Source organism: Prevotella aurantiaca (genome assembly GCF_015262605.1).
Taxonomy (GTDB): Bacteria; Bacteroidota; Bacteroidia; order Bacteroidales; family Bacteroidaceae; genus Prevotella; species Prevotella aurantiaca.
In genome coordinates, this window is sequence record NZ_JABZSJ010000012.1 from 23,685 (window position 1) to 47,290 (window position 23,606).

At 36.8% G+C, this 23,606-nt stretch carries 26 protein-coding genes; all 26 read left to right on the forward strand.

Features of this window, described 5'->3' with window-relative positions:
* Window positions 1-84 precede the first annotated feature (84 nt).
* The 26 genes from HXN26_RS03685 (at window position 85) to HXN26_RS03810 (ending at window position 23,088) form a co-directional block, all read left to right on the forward strand.
* On the forward strand, window positions 85-954 hold the full coding sequence (locus tag HXN26_RS03685; RefSeq protein WP_025001248.1) for a tetratricopeptide repeat protein: 870 nt from the start codon (window positions 85-87) through the stop codon (window positions 952-954).
* A 39-nt stretch (window positions 955-993) separates the two neighbouring features.
* Complete coding sequence (locus HXN26_RS03690; protein WP_115082682.1) at window positions 994-1,425, forward strand: SMI1/KNR4 family protein; 432 nt, start codon at window positions 994-996, stop codon at window positions 1,423-1,425.
* A 23-nt stretch (window positions 1,426-1,448) separates the two neighbouring features.
* Window positions 1,449-1,877, forward strand: a complete 429-nt coding sequence (locus HXN26_RS03695; protein ID WP_273158791.1) for a tudor domain-containing protein — start codon at window positions 1,449-1,451, stop codon at window positions 1,875-1,877.
* Window positions 1,878-1,887: 10 nt separating this feature from the next.
* Window positions 1,888-2,481, forward strand: coding sequence for a hypothetical protein (locus HXN26_RS03700; RefSeq protein WP_273158793.1), 594 nt, complete (start codon window positions 1,888-1,890; stop codon window positions 2,479-2,481).
* Window positions 2,482-2,583: 102 nt separating this feature from the next.
* The gene (locus HXN26_RS03705) at window positions 2,584-3,153 is read left to right on the forward strand and encodes a protein kinase family protein (RefSeq protein WP_273158795.1); all 570 of its coding nucleotides are present in this window, start codon (window positions 2,584-2,586) and stop codon (window positions 3,151-3,153) included.
* A gap of 3 nt (window positions 3,154-3,156) precedes the next feature.
* Window positions 3,157-3,765: an SMI1/KNR4 family protein gene (locus HXN26_RS03710; RefSeq protein WP_273158797.1), complete on the forward strand. Its 609-nt coding sequence runs from the start codon at window positions 3,157-3,159 to the stop codon at window positions 3,763-3,765.
* Window positions 3,766-3,776: 11 nt separating this feature from the next.
* Window positions 3,777-4,370, forward strand: a complete 594-nt coding sequence (locus tag HXN26_RS03715) for an SMI1/KNR4 family protein (RefSeq protein ID WP_273158799.1) — start codon at window positions 3,777-3,779, stop codon at window positions 4,368-4,370.
* An 85-nt stretch (window positions 4,371-4,455) separates the two neighbouring features.
* Window positions 4,456-5,064, forward strand: a complete 609-nt coding sequence (locus tag HXN26_RS03720; RefSeq protein WP_273158801.1) for an SMI1/KNR4 family protein — start codon at window positions 4,456-4,458, stop codon at window positions 5,062-5,064.
* Between the two features lie 61 nt (window positions 5,065-5,125).
* The gene (locus tag HXN26_RS03725; protein ID WP_273158802.1) at window positions 5,126-5,614 is read left to right on the forward strand and encodes a hypothetical protein; all 489 of its coding nucleotides are present in this window, start codon (window positions 5,126-5,128) and stop codon (window positions 5,612-5,614) included.
* 127 nt (window positions 5,615-5,741) lie between these two features.
* A complete protein-coding gene (locus HXN26_RS03730; RefSeq protein ID WP_273158804.1) occupies window positions 5,742-6,674 on the forward strand; it encodes an SMI1/KNR4 family protein in 933 nt (310 codons plus the stop codon).
* Between the two features lie 30 nt (window positions 6,675-6,704).
* Window positions 6,705-7,355 (forward strand): SMI1/KNR4 family protein, encoded by a 651-nt coding sequence (locus tag HXN26_RS03735; RefSeq protein ID WP_273158806.1) that lies wholly within the window; start codon window positions 6,705-6,707, stop codon window positions 7,353-7,355.
* Window positions 7,356-7,494: 139 nt separating this feature from the next.
* Window positions 7,495-7,968, forward strand: coding sequence for an SMI1/KNR4 family protein (locus HXN26_RS03740; RefSeq protein WP_273158808.1), 474 nt, complete (start codon window positions 7,495-7,497; stop codon window positions 7,966-7,968).
* A gap of 63 nt (window positions 7,969-8,031) precedes the next feature.
* Window positions 8,032-8,292, forward strand: a complete 261-nt coding sequence (locus HXN26_RS03745; RefSeq protein WP_273158810.1) for an AraC family transcriptional regulator — start codon at window positions 8,032-8,034, stop codon at window positions 8,290-8,292.
* Between the two features lie 38 nt (window positions 8,293-8,330).
* Window positions 8,331-8,867, forward strand: a complete 537-nt coding sequence (locus tag HXN26_RS03750) for a hypothetical protein (protein ID WP_273158812.1) — start codon at window positions 8,331-8,333, stop codon at window positions 8,865-8,867.
* A gap of 301 nt (window positions 8,868-9,168) precedes the next feature.
* Window positions 9,169-9,816, forward strand: a complete 648-nt coding sequence (locus HXN26_RS03755) for a hypothetical protein (protein WP_273158813.1) — start codon at window positions 9,169-9,171, stop codon at window positions 9,814-9,816.
* Window positions 9,817-9,861: 45 nt separating this feature from the next.
* Window positions 9,862-11,373: an RNA polymerase factor sigma-54 gene (gene rpoN, locus HXN26_RS03760; RefSeq protein ID WP_273158815.1), complete on the forward strand. Its 1,512-nt coding sequence runs from the start codon at window positions 9,862-9,864 to the stop codon at window positions 11,371-11,373.
* A 34-nt stretch (window positions 11,374-11,407) separates the two neighbouring features.
* Window positions 11,408-12,025 carry a phosphatase PAP2 family protein gene (locus HXN26_RS03765; protein WP_084472188.1) on the forward strand — a complete coding sequence of 206 codons (618 nt, stop codon included), beginning with the start codon at window positions 11,408-11,410 and terminating at the stop codon, window positions 12,023-12,025.
* A 27-nt stretch (window positions 12,026-12,052) separates the two neighbouring features.
* Complete coding sequence (purE, locus tag HXN26_RS03770; RefSeq protein WP_025001234.1) at window positions 12,053-12,559, forward strand: 5-(carboxyamino)imidazole ribonucleotide mutase; 507 nt, start codon at window positions 12,053-12,055, stop codon at window positions 12,557-12,559.
* Between the two features lie 119 nt (window positions 12,560-12,678).
* Window positions 12,679-14,580, forward strand: coding sequence for a 4-hydroxy-3-methylbut-2-en-1-yl diphosphate synthase (locus tag HXN26_RS03775; protein ID WP_273158818.1), 1,902 nt, complete (start codon window positions 12,679-12,681; stop codon window positions 14,578-14,580).
* Window positions 14,581-14,637: 57 nt separating this feature from the next.
* Window positions 14,638-15,657 (forward strand): SPFH domain-containing protein, encoded by a 1,020-nt coding sequence (locus HXN26_RS03780; RefSeq protein ID WP_273158820.1) that lies wholly within the window; start codon window positions 14,638-14,640, stop codon window positions 15,655-15,657.
* Entirely contained in the window at window positions 15,654-15,992 is a 339-nt protein-coding gene (locus tag HXN26_RS03785) for a transporter (protein ID WP_273158822.1), read from the forward strand. The genes HXN26_RS03780 and HXN26_RS03785 overlap by 4 nt, the downstream gene beginning before the upstream one ends.
* 9 nt (window positions 15,993-16,001) lie before the next feature.
* Window positions 16,002-17,399: a hypothetical protein gene (locus HXN26_RS03790; protein WP_273158825.1), complete on the forward strand. Its 1,398-nt coding sequence runs from the start codon at window positions 16,002-16,004 to the stop codon at window positions 17,397-17,399.
* 291 nt (window positions 17,400-17,690) lie between these two features.
* A complete protein-coding gene (locus tag HXN26_RS03795) occupies window positions 17,691-18,476 on the forward strand; it encodes a toxin-antitoxin system YwqK family antitoxin (RefSeq protein WP_273158827.1) in 786 nt (261 codons plus the stop codon).
* 704 nt (window positions 18,477-19,180) lie between these two features.
* Window positions 19,181-19,447 (forward strand): hypothetical protein, encoded by a 267-nt coding sequence (locus HXN26_RS03800; RefSeq protein WP_273158828.1) that lies wholly within the window; start codon window positions 19,181-19,183, stop codon window positions 19,445-19,447.
* A 77-nt stretch (window positions 19,448-19,524) separates the two neighbouring features.
* Window positions 19,525-20,817: a radical SAM/SPASM domain-containing protein gene (locus HXN26_RS03805; RefSeq protein WP_273158830.1), complete on the forward strand. Its 1,293-nt coding sequence runs from the start codon at window positions 19,525-19,527 to the stop codon at window positions 20,815-20,817.
* A gap of 3 nt (window positions 20,818-20,820) precedes the next feature.
* Window positions 20,821-23,088, forward strand: coding sequence for an outer membrane beta-barrel protein (locus HXN26_RS03810; RefSeq protein WP_273158832.1), 2,268 nt, complete (start codon window positions 20,821-20,823; stop codon window positions 23,086-23,088).
* Window positions 23,089-23,606 lie beyond the last annotated feature (518 nt).

The following is a 23,606-nucleotide window of genomic DNA, read 5'->3' on the forward strand; positions in this document are numbered from 1 at the left end:
ATGTTGCCTTTTGCTAATTAAAAGCCATCGTACAATCACATTATAAACAACTTATTACAGAACATAACTAACGAAATTGAATTTATGGCAGTATTAGAACAAGAGCTATTTGACAAGGTAATTGAATACGGCAAGGAAGCTATTACAAAATATAACGACGGAAAATACGACGACGCTTTTGCATTAGCAGAGCAAGGTTGGGCACAATTCCCAACACCTGTAGAGGGTTGGAACCAAGCATATAACTATGCAAAGTCGTTCTTTGGAAAGGCTTTAGGGCATCAAAACTTTGACGAAGCCAAGAAATGGCTAAATAGATTGATAGACAATAACAACAATCTGCACCTGTCAGACGAGGAAGTTCGGTTTTTAATGGGCCAGTATTGCTATGAGAAAAAAGATAAAAAACAAGCCTTTAAGCATTGGGATATTCTGGTGAAAGAGACAGGATTAAGATACTTTACAAATGCTAAGCCGGAGTATTTGGAGTTTTATAAGAACTATAAAGATACAGAAGATGATACGGAAGAACTATCTTCTGAACTTAACGAAACTATCAATAAGCTGTTAGACGAAGGCGATGAGTTAGTGGAAAGAGGTAAATATAAAGAAGCCATAGCCTACTACGAAGAGGCTATGAACCGTTTGCCTGAGCCTAAAGAAGAGTGGGGTTTGTTCGACACAATAGCTGTATGTATTGGCGATTCGTATTACGAAATGGGCGAATACATAGTTGCCGACAGGTTCTATTCTATGTCCTTAACACGTGGTAGTGGTATAGAGAACCCATACGTTTGGTATGTTAAAGGGCGCAACCTTATTAAATTAGGCAACAAAGAGGAGGGTGTCGATGCACTGATGCGTGCCTATATGTTAGACGGAAATAAGGTTTTCAATACCGACAAAGGCGAATTTCTATCGTACATTGAGCCATATATCGGAGCAGAAAACTAACGTAAAACCAATAAACAATATATTTTTTGTAAATGTAATATGGACTTTCAAGTATTATCTAAAGCAAAAGCAGACATTCATTCCATAGAACAAGAACTCTCTGTAAGTATTCCTGCCGACTACAAAGCGTTTCTTATTGAACACAATGGTATTTGTACGGAGAACACAATTGTCAGGATTGAGGCTATCGAAGAGGAAACTTTACTCAACGTTTTGTTTGGTAGCGACCCACAATTAAACCGAGCTTTGACGCTCGAATACTGGAATACAGAGTATAAAGACGATATTCCAGAGGGTGCATTGCTTATTGGCGACTTCCAAGATGGCGGCTTCTTGCTCTTGATTCCTGATGGGGACTACAAGGGTGTGTACTACTACGACCATGCCTACACGTTCGAATCGTCAGACGATGATGGTAACACGTACTTGCTTGCCGATACTTTCGAAGCATTCATAAATAGTCTAAAATAAGCCAATAGAACCATTCGTACACTATGGAAGTCTTCAAACTGGTAAACTTTAAGCACGAACACAACACCAATATGCCTATTGTTAGAAGCATAGAAGGTAGCGAATGCGAAGCAGTGTGCCGTTCCTTGTTTCATCGTTGGCACGTGAATACACCCGAAGAGTTCTTTAAAAAGGAAGAACAAGAGTTTGTTTTGTTGGACGATATAAATGCTGAAGACGAGGATTTAGACTGGAACAAGGTGTTCAATCGTATAGGAATACCTGTTCCGAACGAGGTTTTCATCAACTTTGAACGCTTCAACAACGTTGATGTTTTCCTATTCAAAGACTTCTGTAAATACTTCGATGATATTTGGTATCCCGCTGCTGACGACATAGAAGTATTTGATGCATCGTTTAACTGGATAGTTTCTGTAAAGCATTATGGGGCAGTACACTATGCAAAAATATAGAAAATAGGAAATGACAGTACCAAAGGAAACAGCCAAAATACAGGAGAAGAAGAAGGAATTTAGCTTCTATGCATCGCCTTTAAGTATAATCCATATATTAGGATTGCTTGTTTTTAGTTATCTAATAGACCATATTATTAATTCGTTTCTTGGCACTTCTCATCGCTATTTTCGCTATGAAAGTGCTATCCCATATATTATTTGTGGTTTAATAATAGTGTGTTTGCTTCGCAAAAAACGGGTTGAGATTGTTGATAACCATACTATTAATTTCTATACAAAAGGTAAACTGAAATACACAAACACCATAGACAACTTATTATATATAAGGTGTGCAGGGCAAGGAAAGATAACTTCATCTATCGTTTTTGTATTTAGCGATAAACGAATAAGGCTTTGTATGCCCTTAGTTATGTTCTCTCAATATTTCAAATTATACGAGTTAGAAAAACTATCTGGGTATTTAAGAACACAATTTAAGCTTAAACAAAGGGAGCATCGCACCGTATTTGGTGTTTCAAAATACGTATTTACCTATTGGAATCCGGAGAAAGACCAGAATTATAAGATATATTCGGAAAGCAAAGGTAGGCGTGTTTGCTGATATAAAGAGAGCTGTAACAAATAAAAAAAGCATAGTTTATGGTACCAATAAAGGGCAGTACGCTATGGTAAAATATAGAAAAAGATAAATCAAACATATCAAATGAAGCTATTAACAATGCAAGAAATCGCGCTTTCTATTATGAAAGAAACTCGCGATGTAGACCCAGAAATTACGGAAGGGCTTATTTTAAAGGAAGCCGTTATCCCTCGTTCGGAAATCGAAAAACTACAAACTAAGCTGCATATTGGTACGTTAAACCAAATATTCACAGAGTTAATACTTAGTTACAATTGGGGAAATTTTGGCTTTTTGAGCTACCAATTCGGGGTAAACGATGAGGAAACGCTGAATTGGATAGTACAAAGGAACTTGGAATATGCCGATTATGACATTCTGCATCAGTACGATTTGATGATTATTGCTAATGGAGATCCATCTACAATCTTGTTGGAATGTGCAACAGGAAAGGTCTACGCAATCGATAGCGAGACCGCTTATGAAGACCGAATACTAATAGCCAACAACTTCGAAATGCTTGTACGGGCGATGGGTACAGGGCAATACGCAGTGTGGAATGGTAAGGAAAGCGAGTTCATAAGTATGATACGAGAGTCCGTAAACGCCAAAGGAGTTGAGTTTTGGCGGGGTTTTGTTAGTTATTACGAATAGAATATGAATGTAATACATGTATTAGAGCCTTTAGCTTCAAATGCTATGGCAGAGAAAATAAACGAGTTAGAACATACAATAGGTACTGTTTTGCCTTCTCATTTCAAGGATTTGCTGATGCAAAACAATGTTTGCAAGCCTCATAAAAACCATTATAAGGATAAGGAAACAGAGTTTACCATTAACTATTTTCTCGGATTTTCGGAAAGCAAAAACGATGATATTATCGCAACATACAACGACTATGAGGGCAGAATGCCAGAGGAATTGATACCCATTGCAAGTGTTGATGGGGGCGATTGGCTATGTATTAACAAGATAATAGGTAAGGTTTACTATTGGTTTCACGAAGAAAACGATTGGGGATTAGAGGGAAATAACAAATACCCAACACTGGTTTCGGAAAACCTTAACGACTTTATTGAAAAGCTAACCCCTACCCCGTTGCCAACAAAAGAGGAGATTAAGCGAGCTATTGCAAGCGGTAAGGTAACCATAACCCCTAAGTATGTTGAGCTGAGAAACGCTATGCGAGCAAAGGAAGGCCTACCTCCTCTCACCTTTGAAGAGTGGGATAGACTGCTAAACGACCCTAATAGAGAAATAGACTAAGCTTTTTAAAGATGGATATACAAGGTATTAAACAACTTATTTCTTTCTCTAAGGAGAGAGAATTAAACCAGAGTTATGATATAACTTCGTTCTTAGAAGAAGTAAAAAGAACGTTGGGCGCAATTCCAGATAATACTGTTTTGCAGTTTATTACTACCTATGGGTTCTCCTATTTCAATGAAGAAATGGTGGTATCTCCGTTGGAAAAGCAGGCGAATAGCGACGAATTACTTTACGTTAGTGGTATTTTGGGCTTTGGAAATACTCAGAGAAGTGTTGAGAAAAGCATCAAAATGTATTATTGTAAGGAGCAAATAAGCATGAAATTCTTTCCCTTATGCGAGGGTGCCAGTGGCGATTTGATTGTTTATTCCTTAGAAGAAAGCAGCTTGGGCAATATCTATTACTGGTCGCACGATGCTCCAATAGGCGACGATTTGGTGCTGGTTGCAAAATCATTAAACGACTTTATCAGTAGAATTGAGCCTAAAAAAGAAGACAAAGAAGACAAAAGGGAAGTCGTAAGTGTTACCTATTCGCCCCGATTATTGAAGCTAATAAACGAGAAAAGAATAAAAGACGGACTGCCACCTTTGGAGCAATAGCACGTAAAAAACTATCAACGAAATAAAATAAAAACCTGTATAGCATACGCATACAATAGCTTTCAGGAAGACTTATAAAGAGGAAATGAATGTAATACATATATTAGAGCCTTTAGCTTCAAATGCTATGGCGGAGAAAATAAACGAGTTAGAACATACAATAGGTACTGTTTTGCCTTCTCATTTCAAGGATTTGCTGATGCAAAACAATGTTTGCAAGCCTCATAAAAACCATTATAAGGATAAGGAAACAGAGTTTACCATTAACTATTTTCTCGGATTTTCGGAAAGCAAAAACGATGATATTATCGCAACATACAACGACTATGAGGGCAGAATGCCAGAGGAATTGATACCCATTGCAAGTGTTGATGGGGGCGATTGGCTATGTATTAACAAGATAATAGGTAAGGTTTACTATTGGTTTCACGAAGAAAACGATTGGGGATTAGAGGGAAATAACAAATACCCAACACTGGTTTCGGAAAACCTTAACGACTTTATTGAAAAGCTAACCCCTACCCCGTTGCCAACAAAAGAGGAGATTAAGCGAGCTATTGCAAGCGGTAAGGTAACCATAACCCCTAAGTATGTTGAGCTGAGAAACGCTATGCGAGCAAAGGAAGGCCTACCTCCTCTCACCTTTGAAGAGTGGGATAGACTGCTAAACGACCCTAATAGAGACGATATATAGCTTATTCTTTGAGAACGGAAGCAGGCATATTTATCAACAAAACTTTACTATTCACAAAGATATGGAATATATAATCCAACCTCTTATCGGTGTCAATGAATTTGTTTTCGGTGGATATCGGAAGGATATCTTAGCTAAAACAAGCTTAAAAATCAAAACAACCAGAGAGGAAAAAGACGGAAACAACAGTTTCATTATAGATGACTATGGCGACTTTCTTGCCTATTATAATCAGCACGACCAACGATTATTCTTCCTCACCTTTGCTCCGTTGCCTAATGTAAAGCTCATTTTAGAAGGTAAAAACCTATTCGAAATGAAGGCATCAGACATCTATCAACAGTTGTCTTCCCACGATAATATATTATTAGAAGAGGACTATGTTGGCTTCGCTTCTACTATTTTAGGCATAGATATTTATGCGCCAAACTTTGCAGACGACAAAGATTGCGCATGCGAAGGCATTAGTATAGCGGTTAAAGGCTACTTTGATGCAATATACAAAGCAGAGAATTTGGATATAGATAAGCTACTGTCGGAGGCTTTATGAATTTGTTTTTAAGACGCATTGCACAAGTAAAACATTCATATACAGGTAATAACAAATTGTTTTCTTCTAAAGAATGAAAGGCAATTACAACTAAAATAGTAGGTCAATAGAATTAAATCATTGCGATATGAGAAGGATAAATCAACGAATGGCAACCCTTTTGGAGAAGGCGAACCAGCACAATAAAGACTTAATAAGCGCGGTTTGCGAAAGCATTCTAAGCAAGATTAAGGTGGTTGGAAACTGTGTATTGTACGATGAAGAGGACGTTATAGACGACAAGTACATCGCTTCCCTGCCTCAAAAAATAGAGAAACAAGGCGACAAAACAGGCTTGGAGATGTGGCACAACGAGATACGTTTGTCGGCTTTAGAGGACTTCTCCGTCGGTTGTATCCTGCCTTTTATCGACATGTTTAAGGAGCGTCTGAATGCCATTCACCCCCGAACATATTGCTTTATTATCTATGTCAGCCCCGAACAAGCCATCGATTTCCGCTTCCATGTGTTTAGAAAGGACGAAGGAATGTGGATAAACAGCGACATAGAAGCAGACGCTAACCCGCTATTATACGACTTAGAAGAGCGTCTGAACATTGATTCCATTATTCAAAGAATACAAGATTTCAAAGAAGAATACGTTGAATGTTTCGATCCTATCAGTGATGATGCGCTCCAACTTGCACAGGAAAACATTCCTTTTCAGCTACCAGCAGATTACATAAGACTGCTTCAGTTCTCGAATGGAATACTAATTTGTGGCGACGAAGTGCTCGGAATAAACCATAAACCTTTCGACCTTATCAAGGCATACAAGACTGAACACGAAGCAACACAGATGCGTATGCCCAGCCATATTGTTCCGTTTGCACCAGACGGCAGAGGCAACTATTACTGCTTCGATGCTCAACAAGGCAACCAAATCGTGTTTTGGGTGACCAACTATCAGTACTCTGAAGACGATAAACCCGAAGTTGTGAACTTCGATTTCTGCGATTGGTTCAACGAAGTGATGATAGATTGGTGCATAGAACTTGAAGGACAAGACATCTTTACATAGGTTACAACATCGTAAAAACAATATTACATCATGGAGATAGAAACTATATTAAAAGAAAACGGCTTATCTGGAGCAAGGATTTTATCGGCAACTGACAAAATCGAAATACCCGAAATGTGGTCTTTCTTGCTGACTGAAGAAGATAAAGACAAAAAGAAATCCCTCGTTATAGAACGCTGGTCGGACTTCAGCACCCTACTTCCTAAGACCTTAAATATATTGGAAGAGTTGCTCGACGATGTACTTTTAGTGTTTCATCAGCAACAAATTAAGATGGTTTACCTGCTGTTGGTCGATGAAGAATACGTGCTATATGTAGGCAATATGCCCACAACAGACAGCCAACTCGCACTGTTCCCCCACAAGTTGCAGCTATTTTACAAGCAGCTACATAATGGTTGGTTCGAGAATATAAGCGGTGGCTTAGGATTACTTCCTATAGAAAAGGTTCGTTTCCTAAGCCAATCGGAATGGGGTTTGCCCCAAGAGATATTGCAATCTACCGACTTAAACCAAACGTACTACGTGCTTCATAATGGCGGAAACGGCTATCTGTGCATCAACATAGAGGACAAAGAAAACCCCAAAGCGCTAATTTGGTGGACCAACGATGCACCAAAGATGGACATAGACTTTTGGAGTTACCTTGATTCATGGATAGAAATAGGTCTTTCCTACTAATGTTTTACAGCCACGTAGCACAACTTTAAACATACAAAAGTGTCTGTGCAACAAGCACAAAAAGGATACATTACGTACTTTTTTGCTTGTTTATCTAAGATAATCTCTCTATATTTGCAGTTGAACGAAGTAAAAAACGATGATGATAAACTATCAGATTACGAACAGTGCGCCACCAATTACAGAGGCAGACATCTTAGATTTAGAGCACAAAATAGGCTTTTGCCTTCCTGCTGATATAAGAAACTTCTACTTAAAGCATAATGGAGGATTGGTAGAAGATGGCGATAGAAACGTTTACTTAGACGATTCGGAAAACGAATATACCCTAAAATACATTGCACCCATCAAACATTCGCTTTCGCCTTCTCAATATACTATGGAGAAATTGTGGCACACTTTCATCGTAGAAAAAGAATTAATACAAAAGAAACATATTCCGTTTGCCATTAACAGCGGGGGCTTTCCATACTGCTTCGATGCAGAAACAGGGCACATTTTCTTTGCAAATTTGGAGCATTACGATGATAAAGAGAAGATGATGGAACCTGTTGCAAAGTCGTTAACCGACTTTATCAATGGTATGAAGACGGAAGATGAGGCATTTGAATAGGTCTATTTAAACGAGAAGAAAGGTACAAACCCAATATAAAATATAAGCGAAAGGAGTGAATCAATGAGTAAAATGTGCGAACCGATTGCCGATTTAGTGCAGTCGTTACACCATTTAGGTTTTACAACCATCGAACAAAAGGTGTCCGATTATCACTTTTCTGAACTCTATATCAAGATGAAGGGAAAGCATAACAACGAAATAGACACCATCAATATACCTCAAATTCAACGAAACAACGACTCTACTTTTACGTGTTCGTGCCATTGGTCTACTGTCGAACTATGCTTTGAAGAGGAGGAAACAAGAGCAAATGCAAAATAAGACGGAACAAAACAGAAAACATAAACCTATAAAAGGACATGAAACATCTATCTAAAAGCCTCATCGCACTTCTATTGTTTGCAGCCAACACATGTGCGTACGCTGGACAGAACATGAGAACAAAAGACTCGCTCATGGTAGTTACCGAGAGTAACGACAACGCTTGCACGAGCCATTTGGTACGAGATAAAAGCGGTGTACGGGATACATTGATAAGTATTTACTGTGCAGATGGCAGTGAAATAGAACCTTTAAAAGAAGTAAACAGCAAGAACAAGCAAACGCAAATAGAAGTATTCGCCATTTACAATGCCGCAGCTGACGGCAGCCAATATGTGCTTTACAACCATCAAACACAAAGAACTTATATCACATTTGCTACTATTGCCGATTTTAAACCCGCATCGGTATTGTTGAAAGAAGACGAAAAGTATGTTTTATTGAAAACCAACAACAGTGCCAAAGCATTTCCCAAAGAAACTCTGAATGCTGGAAATAGAGAGAAATATATTGCCAACGGAAGTAGATATAAGGTGATTAAAGCAGGCGTAAAAGCCATTAAAAACAAGCCATAAAATTGTAAAGATTTTACAGAACACCTTTTAATGTGTAACATTCTAATTATCAATGCTTTGCAATAGAGCCTATTTTGCATTGTAAAAGAGGCTGTTTTGCATGGTAAAAGAGGCACTATTGTAACGCAAAACAGGCACTATTAGAATGCGAAACAGAAACTACTGTTTTTTGCTACAATTATTTTTACAAAATATTAGTGCTTATCTTGGTTTTCTATCCTACGCAATGAAGCTGGGAAAAATTTGGTTATTAAACTTAAAATGAGTAACTTTGCCATAATCAACAACTGCATTTAAACGTATGACAACACACCCGTTATGGTCGGAAGAATATTGGCTTCTGCTCTTACAAACATACTTGAAGAAGCCCATAGGCATAAAACGGACTTATGCTCGTCCAATGGTTGAACTCAGTTTGGAGCTGCATATTCCACCACGCATACTATCTGAAAAGATGGAACAGCTTGCAAGAAGAGACATTCCAAGCCTGCAAACACTATGGGAAACATACGCCAACAATCCTAATAAGCTGAGAAGAGAAGCGAAACGCATCAGGGGAATGAAGGGATTTGGCAAGCCTGAGAAGTTCTACGAAGGCGTAGAAGCAGAAGAAACCTTCGAAAAAGACTTCCTACCCATAGAGAGAGCGACCGACTTAACGCCTGCTGCACTCATCGTTGTGCTTGACTTGTATTTCCATCTCACCCCAATTACGATGGCAGAAGAAACCCCTGAAGTGAAAGAAGTGGCTCAACTGCTGGGTATTACCCCCCGTCGTGTGGTGGAAATTATGGACGTTTATCGTTTCTGCGACCCTTACCTGAACCACGACGACCTTATTATTTCGCCGCTTTTACTGCCCTGCCAGAACGTATGGGATAGATATGGCAATGCCAATACAAAGAAACTTTCGGCATTAACACAAGAATTACACTACTATTTCAAATGATTTATGTTTCTTTTTTCGTAATTTTGCAAACATATTTAGGTAATTATGGCACAAAAACAAATACAGATACAAGAGCAAAAACAGTTGCAAGTACAGCGACTTTCCCAGCAACAAATGCTACAAGTGAAGTTGCTTGAGATGCCATTGACCGAATTAGAAGAAAGCGTTAATGCCGAATTGGACGATAATCCAGCCTTAGAAAAAGGACAAGACGAAGGCGAATTGAATGAAATACCGGATAGTTCAGAGGCTAACAACGACGATTTCGAAGCTCAACAAGAACAACAAGAGCGACAAGATGCACTCGACAAGGCGCTTGAACGCATGGGAGGCGACGACGAACTGCCTGTTTACGACGGACGACAACGCCACGATAATGCTGACTACGAAGAGATTGTGTATGGCGATACAACATCGTTTATCGACAAACTTAACGAACAAGTGGGCGAAAGAGAGCTTAGCGAAAGGCAGAAAACTATCTTAGAATATCTCATTGGAAGCCTCGACGACGACGGATTGCTGCGCAAAGAGCTTGACGTAATAGCTGATGAACTCGCCATTTACCAAGGTATTGACTGCGACGAAAAGGAAATTTCCGACACATTACAGCTATTACAAGACTTCGACCCTGCAGGTATTGGTGCACGTTCGTTACAAGAATGTTTGCTCCTGCAAATCAAACGCAAAGTAACAGAAGGCGAATGGGAACGCGATAGCAATATTTATGGCTATCTTAAAACTATCTTTACCGAATATTTCGATGCCTTTACAAAGAAGCATTGGGACAAGATACAAGCAGCACTCTCGCTATCTGACCTCCAAATAAAAGCACTTCAGGCTGAGATTCGCAAACTAAATCCAAAGCCTGGAGCCTCTATGGGAGAGACAATGGGCAGGAATGTGCAGCAAATAACGCCCGACTTCATTATCGATACCGACGATAACGGCAACATTAGCTTTACTTTAAACCACGGAAACCTGCCTGAATTGCATGTCTCGCAAAGCTTTAACGATATGTTAGCAGCCTATAAAGACAACAAACAGGGCATGAACCGACAGGAAAAAGAGGCATTGTTGTATGCTAAAGGTAAGGTAGAGAAGGCGCAAGGCTTTATAGAAGCCATTAAACAACGCCGTAATACACTTTACACAACAATGAAAGCTATCATCGAAATACAGAAGAAGTTCTTCCAAGAAGGTAACGAAGCCGATTTAAAACCGATGATTTTGAAAGATATTGCCGAGAAAACAGGCCTCGATATATCTACTATTTCGCGTGTAAGCAATATCAAATATGCGCAAACAAGATGGGGAACGTTCCCTCTTCGCTTCTTTTTCACAGACAGTTATACTACGGAAGATGGAGAAGAGATGTCTACAAGGAAGATAAAAGTGGCATTGCGAGAAATCATTGACAACGAAAATAAGCAAAAACCGCTTAGCGATGATGCGCTGGCAAAGGTGATGAAAGAGAAAGGTTTCCCTATTGCAAGACGCACAGTGGCTAAATATCGCGAACAACTAAACTTACCTGTGGCGCGTCTGCGTAAGGAATAAGTAAACCAAGAACATGGGTACGACACATAAAAATATGAGCGAAAAAAATATCATACTAACTGCACGAATAGCGAGCATGCTGCTCACGCCATTCTATTTGCCTGTATTGGGCATATTGGCGATATTCATTTTCTCCTACCTTAGTATGTTTCCGTGGCAGGTTAAATTGTCTTTGGTGGTGATGGTTTACCTTTTTACTGTGCTCATACCTACTGTACTCATTCATCTTTATAGGCAATATCATGGTTGGTCCCTCTTGCAATTAGGACAAAAAGAACGAAGAATGGTGCCTTATGCTATTTCCATAATCTGCTATTTCGGCTGTTTCTATCTTATGAATCTATTACATATGCCGCATCTGATAACTTCTATCTTGATTGTAGCGTTAGTAATTCAGATTCTTTGTGCCATTATAAATGTGTGGTGGAAAATATCTACACACACAGCAGCCATAGGCGGTGTGCTTGGAGCACTACTTGCTTTCTCGTTTATGTTAAGCTTTAATCCAGTATGGTGGCTATGCTTAGTCATTGTTGCATCGGGAGTTGTGGGCTCAAGTCGCATTATATTACGACAGCATTCCCTTACTCAAGTAACGGCAGGGTTCTTCTTAGGCACGTTAAGTGCATTCTTTACAATTATACTTATATAAGCAAACAAGATATTAAAACAAAGATATATGAAACCAATAGTCAGTATTATCATGGGTTCAACAAGCGACCTTCCTGTTATGGAAAAGGCTTGCAAGTGGTTAGAACAATACGAAATACCATTTGAAGTAAACGCACTTTCAGCTCATCGCACCCCCGCTGCAGTAGAGAAATTTGCCAAAGAAGCAAAAGAACGTGGCATTAAAGTAATTATTGCAGGCGCTGGTATGGCAGCAGCATTGCCTGGTGTGATTGCAGCCTCAACCTCTTTGCCTGTTATTGGCGTACCTATTAAAGGTATGTTAGACGGCTTAGACGCTATGCTTTCTATCATACAGATGCCTCCTGGCATACCTGTTGCTACGGTAGGAGTAAATGGTGCGCAGAATGCAGCGATATTAGCAGCCGAGATGATAGCACTTGGCGACGAGGAAATTGCTAAGAAAGTTGAAGCATGGAAGGCTACTTTAGGACAAAAAATAGAGAAGGCCAACCAAGAATTGGCTGAAATAAAGGATTATAAATTTAAGTGTTAAGAAAGGAACAAAAGCTATAAAGAGATTTAGACAAGCGTTTGTATTTGCTCAAAGTACCTTGCGTTTGTCTGAATCTTTATTGTTTAATCCCCTAAGCCCTTAACACTCAAAAGATAAAGATGATAGATTTATTCAATTACGAACGTAGAAAAAGTTCTGTAACACATATTGGTGCATTGGATATGGGAGGCGAAAATCCTGTCAGAATACAATCAATGACAACCACAAACACTAACGATACAGAAGCGAGTGTGGCGCAAGCGAAACGTATAATCGCTGCAGGTGGAGAGCTTGTTAGACTTACTACGCAAGGAAAACGTGAGGCTGAAAACCTCAAAAATATCAATTCGCAACTACGCACAGAAGGTATTATGACACCACTCTGTGCCGATGTGCATTTCAATGCGAATGTTGCAGACGTAGCAGCAGTATATGCTGAGAAGGTTCGCATCAATCCTGGCAACTATGTAGACCCAGGACGCACATTCAAGATATTGGAATATACCGATGAGGAATATGCCAAAGAACTTCAAAGAATAGAAGACCGCCTTACTCCTTTTATTCAAATATGCAAAGAAAACCATACAGCTGTACGCATAGGTGTAAACCATGGCAGCCTTTCTGACCGTATTATGTCGCATTATGGCGATACACCTGAAGGCATTGTAGAGAGTTGTATGGAGTTCTTACGTATCTTTAAGAAACAGGACTTCAACGATATTGTTATTTCTATCAAAGCTTCTAATACGGTTGTAATGGTGCGTTCGGTACGCCTTCTTGTATCTGAAATGGAGAAAGAAGGTATGAACTATCCTATCCATCTTGGTGTTACGGAAGCTGGAGAAGGAGAAGACGGACGCATAAAGAGTGCCGTTGGTATCGGTGCATTATTGAATGACGGCATCGGAGATACTATCCGAGTATCTTTAAGCGAAGAACCAGAATGCGAAATACCTGTTGCTAAATACTTGGCACGCTACATTCGTCAGAAGAAAGGACACATTATTGTTCCAGCAGAAACCTTCAAAGACTTCGATTATTTACGTCCTGAACGTAGAAAGACTAAGGCAGTAGAAAACATTGGTGGCGAGAATGTTCCTATTGTAATAGCTACACGCAATACAAAAGAAGAAAATATCGATGTTGCTTCTACACTTCCAACGCCCGATTACATCTATGTAAACGATATGTTACCAGAAAAGTTGAAGAGTGGACAAAAATATATTCTCGACTACAATGCATATATAGAGTTAGCAGCAAAGGGCGAATTACCTTCTGAAAACATTTTCCCAATCTTCCCAACTCCTGCCATTCCATTCATTGGAACAGTGAAATCGAAAGTAAAATTCTTAGTTTTGAAGTATGGAACACCATCAGAAGAATTTCTCGCTTGCTTGAAATACCACCCCGAAGTAGTGGTTGTTTGTGTAAGTTCGCATCAGAACAAGCTTGCCGAACAGCGTGCATTGGTTCACCAAATGATGATTGCAGGAGTAGAAAATCCTGTTGTTTTTGCACAAATGTACCAGTTTTCAGTTGAAGAAAGCAAAGAAAATGCCAACGAACCGAGTGCAAAAGAACAGTTCCAACTATCTGCTGCTGCTGATATGGGTGCATTGATGATTGACGGGCTGACCGATGGTTTGTGGCTTATGAATCATGGTAATATTTCGCAAGACGATGTAGAACAAACTGCCTTTGGTATTCTTCAAGCAGGCAGATTACGTATGGTAAAAACCGAATATATCTCTTGTCCTGGCTGCGGTAGAACTCTTTACGATCTCCGTACTACCATTGCACGCATTAAAGAGGCCACAAAAGGCATGACAGGATTAAAGATTGGCATAATGGGTTGCATCGTAAATGGTCCAGGAGAAATGGCTGATGCCGATTACGGATACGTCGGTGCAGGACTGAAAAAAGTGAGTCTATACCGCAAAAAGGTATGTGTTGAAAAGAATATACCCGAGGAAGATGCGGTAGAACATTTGCTCGCACTCATTAAAAATGACCAAAATTAAGACCATAACTATAGGATTCGCAACGTTTTAGATGTGTTATCCATAAAACATACAAAAATGGACATAAGAAATTTATTTAGACATCAGCTGCGTTCTGTTATTGAATGGAAAGAACAAAGCACCGATATTTTGTTTCATCGATTGGAAACTTCAACTGATGAGATAAAGAATTCAAGTAAGTTAATCGTAGCACCAGGTCAAGGTTGTCTACTCGTTTATGATGGAAAAGTAAAAGCAACATTGACAGAGCCTGATACTTATGAATTGAAAACAGCTAACCACCCCTTTATAACAACGTTGCTCAATCTTGCACAAAATATGGAGAGCGAGCATAAAATGCGTTTCTATTTCTTCCGTACAGCAGAACTTGTAAATGTACTTTGGGGTACTGCTACACCTGTAAAGTATATGGAGCCCAACTATAATATTCCTGTTGCATTGGGCGCTTGCGGTAACTTTTCTGTGAAAATTGAAGATGCTGCTATAATGTTCAGCACACTTTTAGGTACTGTAAGCGATTATACTGCTACCGATGTTCGCCAACTTGTTGCATCGCGTATAGTTGCTCCACTAACTTCTTTCCTGGCAGAAAAGGCTTATCCATATACAGAAATAGATAAACACTTAATGGAAATGTCGGACGACTTACGCCTAAAAACAACCGAAGAACTACAACGTTTAGGCTTAATTCTTACCGATTTCCGTATAGACTCTGTTACATTCGACGATGAAACATTGGAGCGTATTAACAGAATTGCTGATATGACAGCCGAAAAATTGGCAGCAACAGAGGTTGATCTCGATTATGCTGGTGTACAAAAACTTGCTGCTTTACGAGATGCTGTACGTACAGAAGGTGGACTTGCTGGTGCTGGTATGCAAATTGGTGCAGGTGTTCAATTGGCAAAAGAATTTTTTAATACTCAAGATAACAATGTAAAGCCAAACGAAACCACTACTTCTACAACAACAGACAATACTGCTCGGTTAAAACAACTAAAACAATTGTTTGACGAAGAGCTTATTACTGAGGAAGAATATAAAAAGAAGAAGAACGAAATACTTGATACATTATGAAAAGAATCATTATCATTGCTTTAATCGTACTCATCACAAACCTACTTGTAGGATTGATAGTAACAGCATATTCACCGCTTAATTTACTTTTCACCAGTTCAGCAATCGTTATCAATGGACTGCTGTTAGCTTTGTCATTTTTAGGGCGTGCTGAGAGTACACATCGTTTAAGTCTTGGTTTTATATTCGCAGCGATAGGTGCATTAGAATTTGTTACAGGGTTTTTCGCACCTGAAACTTGGAGCAATAACTGGTGGCTAATAGGTGTTGTTTCTCTTACTGCCATACAATGTATATTGCTTTTCTTAGCAATTTATTATTCAAAAGAAGGTTAATACTCGTAGATGGCAACAAAAATTAAAGCTGTAAAATGTCCACAATGTGGTAGCGAGAAACACGAAAAGATAGACGAAAAGCGGTTCAGATGCAAGAGTTGTGGTACTGAATTTTATATAGAAGATGATGATATAAATATCAATATCAATCATCGATATCAATATGAAGAAAAACCAACTTCTCCATTTAGCAGCTATCTAAACATAGGAACTAAGGTTGGTATTGCGGCTTTATTAAGTCCAATAATTTTTATTCTGTTAATATTTTTCTGGATATTCTCCGGTAATAGCAATAACAGCAGTAGAAGGTCTTCCGTAAATGAAATAAAAAAAGATTCTATTGAGGTAACAGATAATAGAAAAAAAATCTTAATGATGGAACATAATGGGAAACCATGTATATTCTATCTCGTTAATCGAAATTATTCTATAGGCTACAACAATGAGAATCCTAATTATATCAATGGAGTTTATGTTGGTTTCCGCGATGCAATATCTGGTCAAATACTCACTGAACAGCTATTAATCTCAGAAAAAGATTTGCGCAACCAGAATATTTCTTTAATCACAACGATGCCTGAAATACGCTATTTTTATCAAGCCAACCAATATTTTCTTATCGTTTCAAAGCGTCTCGTATATGAAATCAACGCAAAGAAATTGACGATTAGTAATGTTTCACAGTCGCTTTTTAAAGGAAAAGATGCAATGAATACAGGTCTTTCGTCAATTAACTTTATAAATGAAGACAATGGAGAAGGCTTTGAAGTACACAACAATTTGGCAGAAACCTACTTTTACTTCCCCGCCACAAACCGACTCTATACTGAAGAGGCTTATAATTATGCCTGTGAGTTGTCGCCAAAGCAGTTGAACGGAGAAGTAAAAGACACTATTTACTTGAATCTACAGCAAGAGAATATGAGCAAATCTACAAGTAATGGAGGACGCTTACGTATATGGGAAATAAATGCTATATTCCATAATGGAGACCCACAAGACTTCAGTTTCTACAATTGGATTAACAAATCTTATGGTCAATCCCGTGGAAATCGTTTAGTAAGTGCAAAACCAATTACGAACTGGTTTACAGGTTTCAACAGCAAAATGCTTTATCGAAATAAACATTACATACTGATAACATTCAGACCTACAATATCTGAAGATGCTAATTCTGTATTCCAGTTGCGCGATAGAAACGGAAATATCTTATGGACACAGGTATTTGATTATCAGTTTAATGAAATAAGCGACGCTATACTTTGTGGCGATAAATTCTGGATATGGGGAACAAGAAAAGATATTGATAATTATTCTTCTCCACGTATTTATAGCTTCAATTTAAAGGACGGAAAAATGGAGGAGCATATCTCCATTCCTTATGAATATAAAATCGAAGCTAAATAATTAACTTACTTTTTCTTGTGTTTGCAGTATCACAGACACAAGAAAAATAAGAAAGTTCTACATCGATAATTGGAGTGGATATAGTGAAACAAAGTTGAAAAAACACAAGTATCAAGGACATCCTGCTAACTATAGAAAAAGTGATAATTATTTTTACAGATGATGATGCTTTCAACTTTAACATCAATCATCGCTATGAGTATCAAAACGTATCCTTGTCATTATTCGATAAGTATCTTAAAAAGAAAAACTAATATACCTTTCGAATATAATATTAAAATAAATAAGACAATGAAGCAAGCATTCATATTACTTTTGCTTTTTCTTGCCTCCGTAACATCGAAGGCTCAAGAAAAATATACAGAATATTATTCTAATGGTAAAATACGTGTATCAGGATTTGTTGATAAAAATACAGGCAAACGTGAAGGACATTGGATTACTTATAGAGATGATGGCTTAAAAATACGTGAAGAAAACTATAAAAATGGACTGAAAGAAGGACCAGAATATACGTATTTTGATAATGGAAATATCTCTACGATATCAAATTATCGAAATAACTTATTAGACGGATACCGCTTACAATATCACTATTCAGATAAAAAGAATAGTAAAAAACTTTATTATAAGGGTTTTTATCGCGAAGGGGAAGAAGATGGTATGGCTTATGTTTACGAATCTGATGGAAGGATTATTTCTAAAAGACGTTATGAAAATGGTCACCAAGTTACAGACACAACTTACTCGTACGATAAAATATATTATAAAACTTGGCATCGCGTAAAAGACACTTCATATCCATACAACTATATCTATAAGGTTACTGAATGGTCAGAACCATATAAACATTCATCTACAAAAATAGTGCAAAACAAAGCCATAACACAAAAGAAAACACCGTTAAAACCCAAGCAAGTTCGTATTGCTGACCAACATAAAACCAAACAGACTGTTCCTAATAATGGTAAGAAGAAACAAAGCTCACCAAGTTTTAATAATACGCGGAATAAGTCTGAAACACCCAAGAAGTCGAAATTAAAAGTGGCAGAAGATGGTTCAATACGATTAGAATAAAAAACCGTAACCATCTTGCAGAAACAGATAAAAGGATATAAAACCTATATTTTCAACAAAACCATTACAAATTTTTAATATAAAAACAGACTGCAACTTCCACCTGCCAACCTCATTCGTTGGCAGGGATCACCCTCCACATACCATCTTTTCATACCAAAAATGCACAGAAAAAACGCATTTTTACTGAAAGCATAAATAGATGATATTCTGAAATTTATGAAACTATTATTCTTTTTCCAAAAAACGTCCGTACTTTTTTCTAAGAATGTACGGACGTTTTTTTGAAAAGTAGGCTAGAATAACCAGTTTTCCAAATGTCTATCACACTGAAATATTAGAGAAAATAACTACATTTACAGTTGCGCACTTTGGTTGATAACGTACAATTAAGTTTGATAAAAACACCTATTGGTGTATTAAATTTTAAATTTTCCTTGTTTTGTATTTGTTTTCTTCTTATATTTGCATTGTAACTATACTAAGTTATAATTAGAATAAAAAAATTGTTCATCTGAACCTTAACATACCCTATTAAACCCTTGCTAGGTTTTTTAATGGTTTTATTGAAATCTATTATTAATTAAAACAAATGGTAGCATAAATATTAGAAGATAAGCATATAGTTATAATATTAATCTCTATGAGTTTAATATTGATAAAAACGAGTTAACAAATATCAAAAATACAAAAACATTTCTAAAATGAAAAAGAAAGAAGAATTAAGCATTGACTTAAAAGAACAAATTTTAAACGAAGGTATGAGTCAAATTTTTGGCGGTGGTGGGCCAACGACTCATATAAATAACGGTTCTGGAGAATGTACAAACATCAATCGTGGTTCTCATTGTAGCGTTATTAATCATGCACATAATTGCTCGGTGATTAACAATCACAAAGAATGCAAGGAAACCAATAACTGGTTTGGGAATTGCAGCGACATAAACAGAACCACCATCTCTATGGAATAAATTATCGATATTTAGACTCATTATTAGATTTGATACCAAATAGTTTGTGCTATTTGGTATCATTAAGCTGACTTCATATGAAAAAAAGTAAATATACCATATCTCAAGAGCTTGAGAAAGACATTTATTTATTAACTAGTTTTGTCACCAGAAAACATATTCTTCTATCACATAATGCATATAATCTTTACAATAATGAAGAAAAATGTACAACTCTAAAATCTACTTTTCCAAAAATCTTCGATGTTTTAGTAGATAATGGGTTTCTAGTAGAAGATGATCTCGATGAGTTTAAGGTCAGCTATGATAATTTTAATCATGAAAGAGGAGATAAAAGTTATTACCATTTGATTATTAATCCAACTTTAGACTGTAATCTTTCTTGTTGGTACTGTTATGAGCACAAAATTAAAAGTAGTAGAATTGATAGTAACATAATAAAAGGAATTAATCTGCATATTAAAGAAAGATTTTCTGCATTATCTTTTAAAGGCTTGAAACTTTCTTTTTTTGGAGGGGAACCCTTTATGTTTGCTAATGCTATTAAAGAAATTATTTATGATACTTATAACTTCTGCTCCAATAATAATATAGAATTATTGTTAGATTTTACGACAAATGGAACTTTAATTTCAAAATCAATCATCAACCATATTTCTAAATACAGATGTAATTTTCAGATTACATTTGATGGAGACAGAGAACAGCACAATAGGATAAAATTTACCAATAACAAAAAAGTTGACACTTATTCTTTAACTCTAAATAATATAAAATTAATACAAGAGAATATTCCCAATAGTCTTATTGCTATTAGAATCAATTATGATGGTCAAACTCTTAATAATTTTGATAGAATATTGTCAGACTTAAAAGGAATTGACAAGAACAGAGTTAAAATAATATTAAAGAAGGTTTGGCAGGTTGATAAGGATGAAATAAGTGAGGATTTGCTAAACACCGTAAAGGCAAAATTATGGAAAAATGGATTTGTCGTTGATGCTTATGGGGATCCTGGGATATGTTTTGCAGACAGAGATTCTGAAGCTGTTATAAACTATGATGGTAATGTTTTTAAATGTACTACCATTGATAAATTCGACAAGTCAACTGCACTAGGTACTTTGGACTTAAAAACAGGTCAAATCATTTGGGATGAGAAGAAAATAAGGTATTTGAGAAGCACCACTATTCTTGAAGAGTGTAAAAAGTGTATTCAATTTCCAGATTGTGGTGGCCCTTGTAAAATACGTCTTGCGGCAGAACCAAATTGGAAATGCCCAAATTTATCACCAAATTTCGACATTTATGCTCATGCTCGTAGTCTCTTTAAAAACGAACTTATTGAACAAGATCTAAAAAATAACTAAAATATGAGAAGAATTATCTTAATTTCGTATCTAATATGCCTTATCCTTTTAGTTAGCTCAAAAGCTTACTGCCAAATTCATATAAAATTTCAAATAGGTGGGCAAGAGAAAGAAGTAATACCACGTGTTGAAAGTGTTGTTATGCAGAACGACTCTGTTATAAGTTTCTCTACATTCAATACTTCTAATACTGAATTGACTATTCCTGCAAAAGGAGCATATAAAATATCATTATCAGCACACAATTACCAACCGTGGGAAAGCAATTTGAACTTAAGAAACGACACTGTAATTAACGTCATAATGCAGAAAAGTCCAATTGCTCTACAAGAAGTAGTAGTTAAAGGAACAAAGACTCCAACCGTTACAGCTACAGGTGAAACCTTTTATCTTTCAAGTAAAGCCCGAAAGGAGAAAGATCCGTTTAAAGCTTTATCAGAGATACCTGTTCTAAATGTAAATCCCATCTCGCAAAGCATAACAACTCGAGATGGTAGTTCTCCTTTGATTTTAATTGACGGAAGATTGGTAAACTCTGGAATTAACCCCATTCTACCCGCAGATATAGAGTCTGTTACTGTAGAAGATGTTGTAAGCGCTCGCTATTTAGATCAAGATATTAATAAAATAATTAACATTCACTTACGGAAAGAACGTCCTCTCTATTTGTATTTCGAAGAACGTACTCGCCATGATATTCCATTAAGAAAAGGTTTTGTTGGTTCTAATTTTGAAATAGGACGAAGCCATTTTGCTGTTTATGGAAGTGTTTTCTATAACTATCTAACAAAAGATAGAATTGATTATGAAACATTAGAAAAACAAAATAATCAGCAGAAACAATTAATAGGCTCGAATATTTCTAGAAAAAATGATTTTGACCTAAAACTATTATTTAAATATGAGCCAAATGCTCGAAATTATTTTGCTTGGAATATAAGTAATCGCATAAGTAATATGCATAAGTCAGCTACATATAATGGAGAATATTTAAATAATAACATTTCTAACAAGATGACTGCCGACGACCATACCAAAGATAAATCAAATGGGTGGTTAGGATCGTTTTTCTATGAACATACATTTAAAGATAAGTCAAGTTTAGATGTGTATTCGTATTTTAATCATGCAAAAGCAAATCGCAGGCAACAATATGCTGAACATATCACCTCTGATTTGATTCCTACGTTTCTATCGCTCGACAATATAAGAAATCAGGTTGGTTTAGATGTAGATTATAATGGGGTTCGTCATAAATATGGACAGATAGAGGCAGGCAATCATTTTTTGTACACGCACGACAATCTTTGGGATAATGTATTTTCTCCATCAGTTTTAACACATGTATCTCAGTCTAGTAATTATTCATATATTTCTTATTCAAAAGTATGGAAAAAAATTATGCTGATGACATCGGTAGGTTTGCAGGGATTGTTTGTGAAAGTTGATAGCAGGAGTGATAGTTATTGGCGTCCAAAGACGTCTGTTGCTATAGGGTTTAGAGTATCAAAATCACAAACCGCACGCTTGTCGTATACACTCAATAATATTCTCCCATCACCTCAACAATTAGCACCAGTCTCTTCATCTGTAAATCCATGGCAGAAAGTAGAAGGTAATATGAATCTGCGTCCGATACAAACCCATGATTTGGCATTAACTTATGATATAAAAATATTGAATTGGTTACGCTTGCAGACTTTCGCAAAGCATAAGATTACCACAAATATGATAGAAAGTTTTTTGCGAAAAGAGAATAACTATGTTATACAATCGTATAGGAATAATGGCTGTTATAATATATGGAACACTGGTTTTGGGTTGAGTATAAATAGTAATTCTGTTCAAGCTTACTTATCACCAGCACTGAATTGGGAACATTATGAAGGAGGCAATCGTCTATCTTCATGGGGTTTAAATGGTAATCTCACGTGGTGGGCTTTAGATCAGATGGCAATTCAAGTAGAAGCTGAATGGAAAAATAAGAGTTATTCTGCAATCTCAATAACAAAGTATTCTAATCCAATGAGTGCTAATATATCAATGGCTTGGTATCCAACAGATAATATTCAAATTTCTGCAGGTATCACTTATTTAGGAGGAATAAGAGAGCAAATAACAACGATTGATACTCCTAATTATTATCAACGTCAAAAGATGTCATTCCATAGTGAAAGTTTTCGCCCTTGGATACTATTTGCATATACTATCCGAAAGCATAATAAATTAAGAATTGAGAATAAGATGCCGTATTTTGATATGGACCGTTAAAGCTTTGATTTCAATAATTACCCTCCACATACCATCTTTTTATACCAAAATTGCACAGAAAAAACTTATTTTTTACTGATAGCATAAATAGATAGTATTCAGGTATTTACGAAACTATTATTCTTTCTTCAAAAAACGTCCGTACTTTTTTCTAAGAATGTACGGACGTTTTTTGAAAAGTAAGATGGAATAACCAATCTACCAAATATTCATTGTGCCACAATCTATAAATTAAGCCAATGGAAAAAGAATAAAATGCAGCGAAAATTTACATTTCTTGCCTACGGTGTAATTCGCATCATCTACAACCTCAATATCTTTCCTATCTCTTATCCTTATGTTGTTTAGCACTTCCTTCACAACACTACCAAACAAAATTTACCCACTAAAAATTTTTTCATTAAAACACAGATGAATATTAATAAGAAATGAAGAGAAATGTAATTAATATTTTTAAATTTCTTATTAGGCGTAATGGACATTTGGTAGGCTGAAAAGCTCACGGATTTTAGTAATGG

Bases quoted from the DNA above. Each gene is read 5' to 3' on its own strand.
- HXN26_RS03685 (WP_025001248.1), top strand. From the start codon at position 85: ATGGCAGTATTAGAACAAGAGCTATTTGACAAGGTAATTGAATACGGC.
- HXN26_RS03690 (WP_115082682.1), top strand. From the start codon at position 994: ATGGACTTTCAAGTATTATCTAAAGCAAAAGCAGACATTCATTCCATA.
- HXN26_RS03695 (WP_273158791.1), top strand. From the start codon at position 1,449: ATGGAAGTCTTCAAACTGGTAAACTTTAAGCACGAACACAACACCAAT.
- HXN26_RS03700 (WP_273158793.1), top strand. From the start codon at position 1,888: ATGACAGTACCAAAGGAAACAGCCAAAATACAGGAGAAGAAGAAGGAA.
- HXN26_RS03705 (WP_273158795.1), top strand. From the start codon at position 2,584: ATGAAGCTATTAACAATGCAAGAAATCGCGCTTTCTATTATGAAAGAA.
- HXN26_RS03710 (WP_273158797.1), top strand. From the start codon at position 3,157: ATGAATGTAATACATGTATTAGAGCCTTTAGCTTCAAATGCTATGGCA.
- HXN26_RS03715 (WP_273158799.1), top strand. From the start codon at position 3,777: ATGGATATACAAGGTATTAAACAACTTATTTCTTTCTCTAAGGAGAGA.
- HXN26_RS03720 (WP_273158801.1), top strand. From the start codon at position 4,456: ATGAATGTAATACATATATTAGAGCCTTTAGCTTCAAATGCTATGGCG.
- HXN26_RS03725 (WP_273158802.1), top strand. From the start codon at position 5,126: ATGGAATATATAATCCAACCTCTTATCGGTGTCAATGAATTTGTTTTC.
- HXN26_RS03730 (WP_273158804.1), top strand. From the start codon at position 5,742: ATGAGAAGGATAAATCAACGAATGGCAACCCTTTTGGAGAAGGCGAAC.
- HXN26_RS03735 (WP_273158806.1), top strand. From the start codon at position 6,705: ATGGAGATAGAAACTATATTAAAAGAAAACGGCTTATCTGGAGCAAGG.
- HXN26_RS03740 (WP_273158808.1), top strand. From the start codon at position 7,495: ATGATGATAAACTATCAGATTACGAACAGTGCGCCACCAATTACAGAG.
- HXN26_RS03745 (WP_273158810.1), top strand. From the start codon at position 8,032: ATGAGTAAAATGTGCGAACCGATTGCCGATTTAGTGCAGTCGTTACAC.
- HXN26_RS03750 (WP_273158812.1), top strand. From the start codon at position 8,331: ATGAAACATCTATCTAAAAGCCTCATCGCACTTCTATTGTTTGCAGCC.
- HXN26_RS03755 (WP_273158813.1), top strand. From the start codon at position 9,169: ATGACAACACACCCGTTATGGTCGGAAGAATATTGGCTTCTGCTCTTA.
- rpoN (WP_273158815.1), top strand. From the start codon at position 9,862: ATGGCACAAAAACAAATACAGATACAAGAGCAAAAACAGTTGCAAGTA.
- HXN26_RS03765 (WP_084472188.1), top strand. From the start codon at position 11,408: ATGAGCGAAAAAAATATCATACTAACTGCACGAATAGCGAGCATGCTG.
- purE (WP_025001234.1), top strand. From the start codon at position 12,053: ATGAAACCAATAGTCAGTATTATCATGGGTTCAACAAGCGACCTTCCT.
- HXN26_RS03775 (WP_273158818.1), top strand. From the start codon at position 12,679: ATGATAGATTTATTCAATTACGAACGTAGAAAAAGTTCTGTAACACAT.
- HXN26_RS03780 (WP_273158820.1), top strand. From the start codon at position 14,638: ATGGACATAAGAAATTTATTTAGACATCAGCTGCGTTCTGTTATTGAA.
- HXN26_RS03785 (WP_273158822.1), top strand. From the start codon at position 15,654: ATGAAAAGAATCATTATCATTGCTTTAATCGTACTCATCACAAACCTA.
- HXN26_RS03790 (WP_273158825.1), top strand. From the start codon at position 16,002: ATGGCAACAAAAATTAAAGCTGTAAAATGTCCACAATGTGGTAGCGAG.
- HXN26_RS03795 (WP_273158827.1), top strand. From the start codon at position 17,691: ATGAAGCAAGCATTCATATTACTTTTGCTTTTTCTTGCCTCCGTAACA.
- HXN26_RS03800 (WP_273158828.1), top strand. From the start codon at position 19,181: ATGAAAAAGAAAGAAGAATTAAGCATTGACTTAAAAGAACAAATTTTA.
- HXN26_RS03805 (WP_273158830.1), top strand. From the start codon at position 19,525: ATGAAAAAAAGTAAATATACCATATCTCAAGAGCTTGAGAAAGACATT.
- HXN26_RS03810 (WP_273158832.1), top strand. From the start codon at position 20,821: ATGAGAAGAATTATCTTAATTTCGTATCTAATATGCCTTATCCTTTTA.